This is a genomic window from Streptomyces sp. NPDC041796, assembly GCF_055590785.1.
In genome coordinates, this window is record NZ_JBVJAH010000003.1 from 422,886 (window position 1) to 436,694 (window position 13,809).

At 69.7% G+C, this 13,809-nt stretch carries 5 protein-coding genes; 1 reads left to right on the plus strand and 4 read right to left on the minus strand.

What is annotated here, in order from left to right; genetic code table 11:
- Positions 1-97 precede the first annotated feature (97 nt).
- Together ACZ6C1_RS08100 and ACZ6C1_RS08105 are read right to left on the minus strand one after the other, a co-directional pair.
- Positions 98-931 (minus strand): inositol monophosphatase family protein, encoded by an 834-nt coding sequence (locus ACZ6C1_RS08100; protein ID WP_469238906.1) that lies wholly within the window; start codon positions 929-931, stop codon positions 98-100.
- 46 nt (positions 932-977) lie between these two features.
- Entirely contained in the window at positions 978-2,807 is a 1,830-nt protein-coding gene (locus ACZ6C1_RS08105) for a gamma-glutamyltransferase family protein (protein ID WP_469238907.1), read from the minus strand.
- A gap of 206 nt (positions 2,808-3,013) precedes the next feature.
- Between ACZ6C1_RS08105 and ACZ6C1_RS08110 the strand changes: the two genes are divergently transcribed.
- Positions 3,014-4,069 (plus strand): lipoate--protein ligase family protein, encoded by a 1,056-nt coding sequence (locus tag ACZ6C1_RS08110; RefSeq protein WP_469238908.1) that lies wholly within the window; start codon positions 3,014-3,016, stop codon positions 4,067-4,069.
- Positions 4,070-4,099: 30 nt separating this feature from the next.
- On the opposite strand, the gene ACZ6C1_RS08115 is transcribed toward ACZ6C1_RS08110, so the two are convergent.
- Positions 4,100-5,062, minus strand: a complete 963-nt coding sequence (locus ACZ6C1_RS08115) for a hypothetical protein (RefSeq protein WP_469238909.1) — start codon at positions 5,060-5,062, stop codon at positions 4,100-4,102.
- Between the two features lie 111 nt (positions 5,063-5,173).
- The gene (locus ACZ6C1_RS08120; RefSeq protein WP_469238910.1) at positions 5,174-13,765 is read right to left on the minus strand and encodes a golvesin C-terminal-like domain-containing protein; all 8,592 of its coding nucleotides are present in this window, start codon (positions 13,763-13,765) and stop codon (positions 5,174-5,176) included.
- Positions 13,766-13,809: the final 44 nt, after the last annotated feature.

Below are 13,809 nucleotides of genomic sequence, written 5' to 3' on the forward strand. Positions count from 1 at the left end.
TGGCCAAGGTATCTCAGGATATTGGGCAGGTGGGCGGCACCGGGCGGCGGGAGGGTGATGTGCGGCACCGGCCGGCCCCCGGGCGTCCGCAAACCGCCTACCGGGCGGTCAGCAGGCCGCGTATGCGGTCGGCCGTGGCCCGGTCCCGGGCGGCGGTGAACGGCAGCGCGTTGGCGCCCGTGACCCGGAACGGGTCGCCCGACAGGGTGGTGTGGGCGCCGCCCGCCTCCTCGACCAGCAGCAGACCCGCCGCGTGGTCCCAGGCGAGCTCCCAGGAGAAGGCGACCGCGTCCAGGGCGCCCCGGGCCACGGCCAGGTACTCCAGGCCGGCCGAGCCGCACGGGCGGGCGTTCACGCCCTCGGTGTCGAGGCCGCCGAGTGCCGCCTTCTGCTCCGGGGTGGTGTAGTCGGGGTGCGACATCGCGACCTCCAGCACCGCGCCCGGTGCGGGTGCCCCGGCCCTGAGCTCCCTGCCGTTCAGCCGGGCGCCGTGCCCGCGCACCGCGACGGCCGTCTCGTCCAGCGCCGGGGCGTGCGTCCAGGACGCCAGGACCTCGCCGCGCACCGCGAGGGCGACGAGCGTGCAGAACCCGGGGTCGCCGTGCGCGAAGTGCCAGGTGCCGTCCACCGGGTCGACGATCCACACCGGCGCGTCGCCCTGCAGCGCCTCGTACACCGCGGGGTCGGCGTGGACGGACTCCTCGCCGACCACCACCGAACCGGGCAGCAGCCGGGTGAGCGAGGCGGTGAGGTGGGCCTCGGCGGCCCGGTCGGCGATCGTCACCAGGTCGTGCGGGCCGCTCTTCTCGACGATCTCGTGCGTGGCGAGTTGTCGCCAGCGCGGCACGATCTCGGCGGCGGCGGCTTCGCGGACCGCCTCCTCGGCCGCGGCGGACAGGGTCCCGGAACCATCGAGAAGCTCATCGATCATGTGTCCAGCTAAGCACGGCCCACTGACAGCGTGGCCATCGGCCGAGTCAGCGGCCGACCGCATAGCCCTGCATTCCGCGTGGGTTCGCCGCCGCCGACAGGATCCCGGTGTCCGGGTCGCGGGCCACCGCGCACAGCCGTCCTTCGGACCAGGGCGCGCCGACGGTGACGTCGTGACCGCGGCGGCGCAGTTCCTCGACCACGGCCGGGTCCGTGCGGGACTCGACGGTGAGCCCGCCGGGCCGCATGCCGCGGGGGTGGAAGGAGCTGGGGAAGCCGTCGTTGTGCCAGTTGGGCGCGTCGATGGCGGCCTGGAGGTCCAGTCCGCCGTGGGCGACGGCGAGGAAGAAGTGCACCTGCCACTGGTCCTGCTGGTCGCCGCCCGGCGTGCCGAACGCCATCACCGGCACCCCGCCGCGCAGCGCCAGGGACGGGGAGAGCGTGGTGCGGGGGCGGCGGCCGGGCGTCAGCGAGTTCGGCAGGCCCGGGTCCAGCCAGGCCATCTGGAGCCGGGTGCCGAGCGGGAAGCCGAGTTCGGGCACGACGGGGTTGGACTGGAGCCAGCCGCCGCTCGGCGTGGCGGCGACCATGTTGCCCCACCGGTCGACCACGTCGATGTGGCAGGTGTCGCCCCGGGTCGTGCCGTCGCGGTCGACGGCCGGCTCGCCCGCCGACGGGTACCGGCCGGCGACCGTCGGCTCACCGGCCCCGGCGGCGAACGGGACGGCCGGTGCGCCGAAGCCCGGCCGGCCCTCGGCGACGGCGAGGGCATGGGCGCTCAGCCGGGGCGTGCGGCCGCCGGGACTGCCGGGGCGCAGCTCGTAGGAGGCCTTCTCCCCGACGAGGGCGCGCCGCTCGGCGTTGTACGGGTCGGACAGCAGGGTGGCGAGCGGGACGTCGGTGGCGTCCCCGTACCAGGCCTCACGGTCGGCCATGGCGAGCTTGCAGCCCTCGACGAGCAGGTGGAGGTGGTCCGCGGAGCCGTGGGGCGGCAACTCGTCCGGCAGCAGGGCCAGTTGCTGGAGGAACACGGGGCCCTGGCTCCAGGGGCCCGGCTTGCAGACGGTCCAGCCGTTCCAGTCGTACGTGACGGGGTCCTCGTAGGCCGCGGACCAGTCCGCCAGGTCGGCGGCGGTGAGGGTGCCGGTGTGGTGGGCTCCGCTGGTGTCCATGGTGGGGCGCCCGGCCTGCCGTACGAGGGCCTCGGCGATGAATCCCCGCCGCCAGATCCGGCGGGCCTCCTCGATCTGGCCGGTCCGGTCGTCACCGGCGGCGGTGGTCGCCTCGTCGATCAGGCGGCGCCAGGTGCGGGCGAGGGCGGGGTTGCGGAAGAGCCGTCCCGGGGCGGGTGGTTCGCCGCCCGGGAGGTAGACGTCGGCGGAAGTGGTCCACTCGTTCTCGAAGAGGGCGCGTACCGTCTCCACCATCTCGCCGACCCGCTCCACGGGTGCGTGTCCGGCCTCCGCGTACTCGATGGCGTACGACAGCACGTGGGCGAGGGACCTGGTGCCGTGGTCGCGCAGCAGGAGCATCCACGCGTCGAACGCCCCGGGCACCGCGGCGGCCAGCGGCCCGGTCCCGGGAACCAGGCCGAGCCCGAGCGAGCGGTAGTGCCCGACGGTCGCACCGGCGGGCGCGGGCCCCTGGCCGCACAGCACCCGGACCTCGCCGCCGGCGGGCGCGAGGATGACCGGCACCTCTCCGGCGGGTCCGTTGAGGTGCGGCTCGACGACGTGGAGGACGAACCCGGCGGCGACGGCGGCGTCGAAGGCGTTGCCGCCGTCCTCCAGGACGGCCATGGCCGACTGCGAGGCGAGCCAGTGCGTGGAGGACACCATTCCGAAGGTGCCCCGGAGCGTCGGACGGGTGGTGAACATACGGCCTGTCACCTCACTGCGCGGCTCGGGTGGTTCGCGTGGTCCAGGAGCAGGCTATCGACCACCCGGCCGGACGGGGCGCGAGACAGCCGGCGCGGGGGACCGCGTGGCCGGCGCCGCGCCGCCGCCCTTCGACGCGCAGCCCGCCGCTGTCCGGGCATAGGCTGACATGGCGGCCCGATCGGGGCGGACGGGAGGCATGGGACGTGCACGGCGAATACAAGGTTCCGGGCGGCAAGCTCGTGGTCGTCGACCTCGACACGGAGGACGGGGTACTGCGGCGGGTGAGGGTCGGCGGGGACTTCTTCCTGGAACCCGACGAGGCACTGCTCGCCATCGACGGGGCCCTGGAGGGCGCGCCCGCCGACACCGACGCGTCGGGGCTCGCCGCCCTGATCGACGCGGCGCTGCCTCCGGGGACGCAGATGTTCGGGCTCACCACCGAGGGCATCGGGGTCGCCGTCCGGCGCGCCCTGGCCCACGCCACCGACTGGACCGACTACGACTGGCAGCTCGTCCACGACGGGCCGCAGCCACCCGCCCTGCACATGGCGCTCGACGAGGTCCTCACCGGCGAGGTCGCCGCCGGTCGCCGTCCGCCGACGCTGAGGGTGTGGGAGTGGGGCGCCCCGGCCGTGGTGATCGGCAGCTTCCAGTCGCTGCGCAACGAGGTCGACGCGGAGGCCGCCGCGCGGCACGGCATCACCGTCGTACGCCGGATCAGTGGCGGCGGGGCGATGTTCATCGAGCCCGGCAACACCATCACGTATTCGCTCTCCGTCCCCGACGCCCTGGTCCAGGGGCTGTCCTTCACCGACAGCTATGCCTATCTCGACGACTGGGTGCTGGGCGCCCTCGGCGACATGGGCATCAAGGCCTGGTACCAGCCGCTGAACGACATCGCCACCGAGGCGGGCAAGATCGCCGGGGCGGCGCAGAAGCGGCTGGCGGGCGGGGAGGGGGCCGTCCTGCACCACGTGACCATGGCGTACGACATCGACGCCGGCAAGATGACGGAGGTACTGCGCATCGGCCGGGAGAAGCTCTCCGACAAGGGCACCAGGAGCGCCAAGAAACGCGTCGACCCCCTGCGCCGCCAGACGGGTCTGCCGCGCGAGACGGTGATCGAGAAGATGATCGGCTCGTTCCGGGAGCGCTACGGCCTGTCCGAGGGCACGGTCACGGACGGCGAGATGGCACGCGCGCGTGAACTGGCCGGGACGAAGTTCAGCTCGTCGGAGTGGACGGCCCGGGTGCCGTGACCGGCTCCCCCGCACCTCACTCCCGCCCGGTCAGAACAGTGAGTCGTCGCCCCGCAGCCGGCGCCGGAGGAACGAGGCGAAGGTCTGGTCCTGCAGGTGGGTGAGCGAGGTGCCCCCCGGCTCGACGTAGGCGACGCGCCAGTCCCGCGGGTCGCTCGTCAGGGCCAGCCAGCCGAACGCCCTGCCCTCCAGTTCGCCCCACTGCAGGAACACCGGTTCCTCGGTCAGCCAGGCGGCCCTGGCGACGGGGAAGACCCGCATCCCGGCGATCATCCCGCCGGGGAACTCCCGCATGACCGTCAGGTAGTCCTCCGGATACACGAGGGAACGCTCCTTCGCGTTCTCCACGGCCCGGTCGACGAGCTCCCCCGCGTACTGCCGGATGCCCGGGACACCGATGTTCCCGATCCGGGCGACGAGCTCCTCCACCGCGCCGATGTCGGGGTTCGACAGCACCGTGGCCGTCGCCCGCATATCGTCGGCGACCTTCCAGAAGGAACCCGATTCGTACTCCTCGATCGTCTCGAACGTGGGGATTCCCTCGACACGTCCGAGCAGCGCCCGCGCCACCAACTCCGACGCGGAGAAGGGGAGATCGAGCCAGAGCTGGAAATCGTCGTCCGTGACGACGGTGGTCCAGTCCGCGGTGCCGGCGGCGGTGGTGTCCCACAGCAGCACGCCGTCTGTGGCGGTCCGGCCCCACGGCACCATGCCGCCGGGCTCCGGGTGGAGGGGCCGCCACAACCGCTGTTCGCGGCTGCGCAGCGAAAGTTCGATGTCTCCGAGGCGCATGGCGGTGGGCCGGGTGAACTCCTCCAGGGAGCGCACGGGAAGGCCGTCGGGCCGTTCGAGCAGCACGGAGCCCGCGAAGACCCCGGCCGGCACGGTGCGGACCAGGAGCTCGAAGTCCTCGGGGACGACCCTGCCGTAGTCGTCCTCCGGTCGAGCCGGGGCGTCGAGACCGAGCAGTCGGACGACGTCAAGATGATTCATTGTTCCTCCCTGAGCGGCGTCGGCGGTGGGGTGGGCGCATGATGATCGCCCACCCCACCGCCTCGGCCGTGCCGGATCAGTCAGTCAACGGTTGCATGACTCCTGAGCCCGTCAGTCGTGAACTCCACTGTTGATCAGCCGTGAGAATGTACCCGACGAACTCGACACGTACATGTGCACGCCGATCGGAGTCACCCGGTTCGGGATGTAGATCGGAACGGACTGGTAATACACCCGTTCACCCAGCTTGAGCCGCCTCTCGATCTCGTACTCCACCGACCGCATCTCCTTCTGGTTCGCGTAGGCGGTCGTCGGGATGATGTTCTTCCGGGTGTGGGTGCCTCCGAATTCACGCGCGATCAGGTGAGCCCGGTTCCACTCGTCGGACTCGTCCTGCAGGCTCCAGCCGACCGGTTCCTGCGGTTCGCTCGTGTTCCTCGCCGCCGGAGCGGACGGGTTCAGACAGGCGAAACCACCGGTCGCCCTTCCCTGCCCGTCCACGGGCGAGTTCCACACGGTGCTCGGCCCGGAGGAGCTCTGGCACTTCTGGTTCTCGTCGTCGGCGTTGTCGATCGCCTTGCGCTGGAACGACGTGTCCGGCTCGGAGCTGTGCGCCGACAGGCCCTGGAAGATCCGGACGATCATGGAGACCGCCGCTCCGGTGGCCGTCCCCTGGGGACCGCTCGAACCACCGCCACCGCCACCGCCCGGGCTGGGCGCCGGTCCCGGCGCCGGCGACGGCGTGGGTCCGGCGGCCGCCGAGCTGGACGACTCGGAGGAGGAAGAGAGGTCTTCCGCCGACGGCATCATCTGGCCCAGGGCCATGGCCATGTCGTTCAGGTTCTGCTGACCGTCCGGCGTGGCCGCGTACAGGGCCGTGGCCAGAGCCGCACCCGCGTACCAGATCAGCGGGATGGCGAAGTGGCCGTCCAGCTCCACGAAGCTGGTCGGGTTGCCACCGGCGAACGCGTAACGGTTGCCGGTGAAGGGGTCGGCGCCGAGGTTCATGTCGGCCAGGGCGCCGTTGTACATGTCCCTGGTGGTGAACCGGTTGAGGCCCGGGTCGTAGTCCCGGAAGCCCATGTCGTACGTGCCCGACTGGGAGTCCCAGCGCTTCGCGTTGTAGCGGTAGGGGTTGTACTCCTGCTTCGTCGGGTCCGCGGCGTCCGGCTTGTCGAGGCCCGTGAACTCGGACTTGTCGTCCGAACCGTACGCCGTGTAGCCGTACGTCGCCTTGGTGTCGCCGTTGCGGTCGGTCACCGTCTCGACGTCACTGTGCGAGTTGTAGCCGTAGAAGCCGTCCTCGCTCGTGCCGTCGGTGTTGTGCTTGACCTGGGAGAGCCGCTCACCCCACGGGCTGTACTGGTACGACTTGGTGAGCTGGCCGGCGACCTCCTCGCTCAGCACCTCGTTGGACAGGCCGAGGTAGCTGAAGTCGGTCGTCTTGCCGTCGACGGTCTTCGACGCGGTGCGGTCCAGCGGGTCGAAGGTGTACGTCGTCGACTTCATCGCGCCCGTTTCGCCCATCTTCTGGGACTCCACGACGTGGTCGAAGCCGTCGTACACCTTCCTCTCGATGACCTTGCCGCCCGAGGTGACCGACTCCTGCCGGCCGAACGGGTCGTAGTTGTACGTGGCCGCCGTGCCGCCGGTGGTGGCCCGGAGCAGCCGGTTGCGGTCGTACTCGTAGGCGGTCGTGACGTTTTTGACCGTCTGCGAGATGACGTTGGCGTTGTCGTCGTGGACGTACTTCTCGGTGCCCGCACCGTTGCCCGTCTTGACCGACTCGGTGAGCCGGCCCACCGGGTCGTAGGTGTAGGCCGTCGTGGAGTCGAGGTACGCCGCGTGGTTGTCGGCGTTCATCTTCTTCGCGACGTCCTGCGCCTTGTTGCCGTTCAGGTCATAGGCGTAGGTGTGCGAGGAGACGAGGGTGCCGTTGGGCTTCTTCTCCGTGGTCGACTTCAGCTCACCGCCGAGGTGGTACGTGAAGTCGACGGTGTTGCCGTTGGCCTTGGTCTCCTTGAGCCGCTGGCCACGGTCCGTGAAGGTGAAGGTGGTGACCTTGGGCGAGGGGTCCGTGGCGGACTTGCCGATCGAGACCGACTTGACCAGCTCGCGCAGGTCGTAGGCGTACTTGGAGAACTGGCTCGGGTGGGTGACCGTGTCGGCCTGGCCGTTGGCGTCGTAGGTGTACGACGTGACCTTCTTCTCCTGGCCGGCGAGAGCCTCGGTCACCTTCTGGACCTGGTTCAGCCCGTCGTAGACGACCGTGTACGCGTCGATCCTCCTGCCCGACGACGTGTCGTCGATCGACGTCATGTTGCCGTTGACGTCGTACGCGTAGGTGAACGTCCGCTTCTCGGCGTCCGTCTCACCGGACGTGTCCCGCACCAGCTTGACCGCGTCGGCGACCACGACGCCCGAGCTGCTCTGCTCCAGCTTCAGCGTGGCGTCGTTGCCCTGCTTCAGGCTGTACGAGCCCAGCGCCACCCAGGTGCCGGGGGCGGCCGTCTGGTCCTTGCTCACCGACGGGTGGGTCGTCGCACCTTGCGCCAGCGTGTACTTCGCCGCCGTCGCCGCGCCCGTGACCTTCGGGTACTTCACGTACGCGGTGTACGTGCCGTCCTTCGGGACGTTCAGCGTCCAGGCGAAGGCGTCGGTGCCCGTGCCGGCCGCGTGGGTGCGGTGGTTGTAGCCCTGCTGACCGGTGATGTCGCCGGTCGCCCAGGTCCCCGTGGCGGAGGTGTGCTGAGTGTCGGAGTTGTCGACGAGCACGACCGACTTGCCCGCGGGCACGCCGTCGTCCGACTTGGACCTGAGCTTGCCGTCGGGGTAGTACGACTGCGTCATGGTGCGGTCCGAGGAGCCGCCCGCCGACGTGAGGGTACGGGACGTCTGCTGCCCGATCTCGTTGTAGTCGTAGGTCGTGGTGATGTCCCACGGGTCGGTGGACTTCCTCGTCCAGCCGTTGTCGAAGTACTCGAAGACAGTGTCGTTGCGGACCGTCTGACCCTCCGACGGCGGCAGCGACTGCCGCTCCACCCGGCCCAGCGCGTCGTACACGGTCTGCGTGTAGACGTTCGGGTCGTCGTGCTGCGGGTCGCTCGGGTCGTACGGCTGGTACTGCTTCACCGGACGGTTCAGCGCGTCGTACTCGGTGCGCGAGGTGAAGTCGTCCGCCGTGGCCGTCGCGGCGCCCCGCGGCGTGATCACCTTGGTCGTGTTGCCGACCTGGTCGTACTCGTACTTCGTGACGCGGAACGTGGTCGCGTCGTACGGGACCTTGACCTCGGCCTGCTTGCCCCGCTCGTCGTAGGTGTAGGTCGTGGTGCTGTTCGCGGGGTCCGTCGACGTGAGGACGAGGCCGTCCTTGTCATAGGTGCGCGAACTGGATTTGCCCGCCGCGTCCGTGAACGTGGTCAGCCGGTGGTTCAGGTCGTACGCCATCTTGGACGTGTAGTCCGTGGTGTCCGCGGTGGCGTTCTTCTTCGGGTCGACGACCTTGACGGTGTTGCCGACGCCGTCGTACTCGTAGCTGATCCTGTCACCGGCCGCGTTGACCGCCGCCGTGAGCTGGTAGATCTCGTCGTAGTGGTTGGTGGTGACGTAGTCGGTGGCGTCCGAGGTCGTCAGCGTGCCCTTCGGCTCCGTGACGGTCTTGAGGTTGCCGACCTTGTCGTAGGCGTAGGTGGTCCGCCGGTCGGGGGAGGTGGATGTGTCCTTCGGAGCCGTGGCCGACGTCATCTGGTCCGCGGCGTCGTACACCGCGGTCGAGACCGCGCCGTTCGGGGCCGTCGACTCGGTGATGTTGTCGTTGGCGTCGTAGACCGGGGCCGGCGTGGTGATGAAGACGCCCGCGGCCTGGTCCTTCGCGACCGTTCCCGCCTTCGGCCGGCCGAAGGCGTCATAGGCCTGCGTCGTCTTCTTGCCGAGCGCGTCGGTGACCTCGAGGACCTGGCCCCGCTCGTCGTAGGCGTACCGGGTGGACTTGCCCAGGGCATCGGTGATCTTCGCCGGGTAACCCGTGGGCCCGAACTCGCTGTTCGTCGTCGCGTTGCCGTTGGCGTCGGTCGCCTTGGTCAGCAGACCGTAGGAGTCGTGCTCGTACGTCGTGGTGTAGTCACCGTCGACGGACGTGGTGGCGACACCCTTGGGGTCGGTGACCGTCGTGAGGTTGCCGAAGCCGTCGTAGCCGAACTGCCACTTCCGGCCCTCCGGGGAGGTCTTCGTGGCCAGGTCGGCGGAGTAGCCGTCGAGCCGGGTCCGGTACGTGTACTGGGCCGAGTTCGCCGGGTAGGTGCCCGGGGCGCAGTCGCTCGGGGGCGGAACACCGGACTTGTTGCTCTCCGCGTCACGCTTCCAGAGCGGGTAGCCCGTCTTCTGGTCGTAGCAGTACGCGGTCTTGGCGCCGTTGGCCTCCTCGACGTAGGTGACGTTGTTGTCGGCGTCCCACGTCAGCTTGGTGGTCTGCGCCTTGGCGTTGGTCGTCTGCACCGGGCGGCCGAAGTCGTCCGAGACGTAGTCGGTGGAGTGCGACTCCGCGTCGGTCACCTTGGTGTCGGTGAACTTGGCGTTTCCGGCGTTGACCGCGTACCCGAAGGTGGTGACGCCGTTCAGACGCTCGGTGATCGTCTTGGTCCACCAGTGGTACTTCGGGTCGTCACCGGCCGACGGGGCGTAGTACGCCATGGCGGTGGCGTTGCCACGGGGGTCGGTGACCTTGACGAGTTTGACGTTCTTGTTGCCCTGGGTGGCGTCGTACTCGAAGCCGAACACCTTCGGCTGGGACGAGCCCGCGCCGTCGGTGATCTTGGTCAGCAGTCCCTTGTCGGAGTACTCGAAGGTGAACGTGCGGCCCGAGATCTCGGTCATCGACTTGATGTGGTCGATGATCTTCGGGTTGCTGGTGTCGGCCTTGGTGTAGTACTCGACGGTCAGCGACTGCCTGCCGGCCGGGTCGGTGATGTACCGGAGGAACTTGGTCGGCTTGTTGTTGGACTTCCGCTCCTCGTACGTGTACGTCTGCGTGTTGCCGTTCTTGTCGACCAGTGACGTCATGTAGCCGTCGCAGCCGAACAGGAACCGGGTGCCGTCCGGGCGGGTCATCGTCCAGGCGTCGGGGACCGGGTCCTTCAGCGGGGTGCAGTCCAGGCCCGGCTTCGCGGCCAGCTTGTAGTGGACGCCCGCCGGGGCCTTCCAGACGCTGTTGGCCGAGTCCCAGCGGAAGACGTGCGTGGTGCCGTCACCGTCCGGCAGGCGGATCTCGGTCGGGTGCGGCTTGGGGTGGAACTCCAGCGGCGCGCCGAGCCGGACGGGGCCGGACGCCTGGAAGGACCAGCCGTGACCGGAGACCGTGTCGGAGGTGTCCAGGCTGTTGTACGCGAAGCGGGCGAACGTGGTGACGCCGCGGCCCGGGTTGGTGAACGCGTTGTACTGCCAGACGCTGTTGCCGGCCGCCAGGTTGTTCATGACCGTGGAACCGGCGCCGGTGTTCTTGCCCGTGTAGGAGTAGAACTTCTCCATGCCGAGCTGGTTGGAGGTCGGGTCCTCCACCGCCACGTTCTGCTTCAGGCCGGGGATGCCCGCGGTGCCCGAGGCCCATGTGCCGGCCGTCTTGTTGTACACGTCCCAGGTCAGGACGTAATCGGTGCGCTTGTTGCCCGAGTCGGAGTTGATCGGGGTCTTCACCTGCGCCTGGAGGCTGACGGAGTCACCGGGCGCCACATTGCCCGGCAGTGCCGTCTGCACCTGGTTGCCGCCGTTCGTGACGTCGGTGCCGTCCGGCAGGGCCCACTTGTAGGTGAGGACCTGGTCGGCTGCGTTCCACGTCGACGCGGTGGTGTTGGTGAGGGTGAAGTCCACCGTGTAGGTGGTGTTCGGGGTCATCCGCGCCGGGGTCTGCGGCGCGTAGTACGTCGACTCGGTGGTGGAGTCGATGTAGGTGACCACGATCCTCGGGTGGAGCCGCGGCTCGGCTCCCTCGGAGGACAGGAACAGGGTGCGTTCCTGCGTGGCGGCCTCGTCGGCCATCTTGACGGCCACGCCCTGCTGCGAGGACGGGGTGGTCACCCAGGACTGGGCGAGCGAGGTGATGTTCCAGTCGTGCCGGGCGGGGTCATTGGTCTTGGCACCGGTGTCGGCCACCGCGGCGCCGAAGTCACCGCCTGCGGCACTCCAGTTGGTGGTCGCGTTCGCCTTGACCCAGGTGGCGGTGGCCTCGTCGAAGTCACGCGTCAGCGGGCGCAGCTCGTAGATCGCCCCCGCGGTGTCCTGGGCGGTCTGCGTGGACCACAGGCGCACCTTCGCGTCCAGGACCCGGGCCGTGGCGGGGATGCCGAGGGCCGGGAACTTCAGCAGGGCGCGGGTGTCGCCGTAGGTGGCGGAGTTGTTTCCGACGGACAGCCAGTTCTTCGGCCCGCCGTCGTCGATGGTGTCGTGCGTGGAGGTGGTGCGGGCCGAGGACAGGGTGGTGTCCTGCGTGGCGCTGAGCACCTTCGTGGTACGGCCGGCCTTCGGCAGCCGTACCAGCTGGGTGGGCGCCCCCACGACCTGGCCGTCCTTCGTCTTGACCGCGACCATGTAGTAGTACGCGCGGCCGAACGGGTCCGGGTCGTCCGCCTTCGTCGGCGTCGCCGTGGTGTCCGTGAACGCGGTCGTGCCCGGTGCGACCGGGGACACCAGCGTCGCGGCCGACGGAGTGAATGTCTGGCTGATCGAGCGGTGGACCTGGTACTCGACCAGGTCGTCGCCGGTGCCGATCGGGTCCTTGTCCTGGTACGCGGACCAGCTCAGCTCCGCGCCCGTGTCGTGGATCGTGGTCGGCGCGGCGAGGTCCACGCCCTGGCGGCCGAAGGTCAGCACCAGGCGCGGGTAGTTGGCGGTCTCGCCGCCGTACCCGAACTCGCTGCCCTCGTACCGCGGGCCGCCCTTGGGGCCGTTGGCCGACTCGTCACCGGCCTTGATGACGAAACCGTGGTTGGTGTGGGCGCCGTCGATCCACTGCTGGACGGTCCTGGTCACCGGGAAGGTGTGCCAGGTGTTCAGCTCGCCGGGCTTCTTGGTGACCACACCGCCCTTGGTGAACCGGACCGCGTCCGCGATCACCGACGTGGTGGTGGAGGCCGGACCGTCACCGAGGACGATCTTGCCCAGGGTGCCCGCCTTGAACGGGTGCGATCCCAGCGTCTTCCACACGCCGCCCGTGCCGGCCTGCTGGTTGACCGGGTAGGTCTTGCTGCCGCCGTCGTACGTGACGGTGTACGGGGCGTTGGTGGCACGGTCGGAGGCCGGGACGTAGTGCGCCTCCACCTGATACGTGCCGTCCTCCGGCAGGCTCGGCTGCCAGGTGTACGTGCCCCCCGCGACCGAGTCCTTGTTGTACAGGTAGTCCTGGTTGACCGCGTACTGCGTGTACGCCGTGTTGCCCGAGGCGGGCCAGGAACCCACGGCCGCCGTCCTGCCGGCGTCACCGTCGTCCACCACGACCGCGGTGCCGGACAGCTCACCCGTGATCGCGTTGGCGCTGTTCCAGGTGGCCTGCTCCTCGGTCCAGGCCTGGGTGGCGCGGTGCGCTTCGAGCTGTACCTCGGTGTCGCCGGCGGTGTGGGTCTGGTCGTAGTACAGCTTGAGGTCGGCCGAGTCCAGCTTCGTCCCGGCCGGGACGCCGGTGAGCGGGAACTTCAGCAGCGCGCGCGAGGTACCGGTGCTGGTGTTGCCGACCGACAGACGCCAGTTGTCGTCGTAGTTGGACGCCGGACCGTCCGAGGAGATCATCACGTCCTGGGCGGTGGCCGGTGTCGGCGCGATGGCGATGGTCGGGTCGACGGTGACCGGGTACTGCCGCTCCGGTGCGGCCAGCCACTTCGCGTCCGGCGTGACCGTCAGCTTCCAGCCCTTGCCGGCCCTGGTCAGCTTCTGGGTGACGTCCGAGCTGTACGTGAACCCGTACGGCGACCGGGCGTCCTTCCTGGCGTCCGTCATGAACGCCGCGGGGATCACCAGTACCGGATGGGCGCCCTCGCCGTAGAAGGAGATCGAACCGTCCTTGCCCGGCTTCGGTGTCAGCCCGCCGGCGTCCAGCGTGAACGTGAAGGAGACCGGACCCGTGGGCTTCCGGTCCAGGACGATGTTCTCCTTCACCCGGCCGGGACCGACCTGGTACGACAGGTCCGCGCCGGCCACGGCGTCCTTGTACGTGACGGTGTCGCCCTTGGCGACGGGGGTGAGCCTGCCCGCGCCCTCGACGCCCAGGGTCACGGCATGTCCGTCACCGGACTCGAAGCGGAGCAGCCTGTCGGCGTCCGACCCGAACCAGCTGGCGGCCGCGTTGGTCGTGTTGGCGAAGTCGTAGCCCTTGGCACCGGTCGGGGTGACCGTGGGGTCGATGTCCTTCCAGGACTTCCCCGCCCGGTACCCGGTCGGCACCGCCGACACCTCGGCCTGCACCCGTCCGTCGGACAGCTTCCAGTACCGGGCGTTCGCCGTTCGCCTGTCCGTCAGTTCCGCGACCCGCTTGGGCTTCGCGGCCGCCTTGCCCTTCGGCAGTTTCTCGCGGCTCGGCAGCGTCGGGGTTCCCCCGGTCGACGGCTCCTGGGGGCCGTCCGGCTCACCCTCGTCGTCCGAGAACCATCCGGAGAAGGTATCAACGATACCCTCGCCGTCATTTTCCGAAACCGGCGCCGCATAAGCGACTTGCGGCAGCATGGTCCCGGCAACCGCCGAAACCACGAGGCAGGCTATCGCCCGCC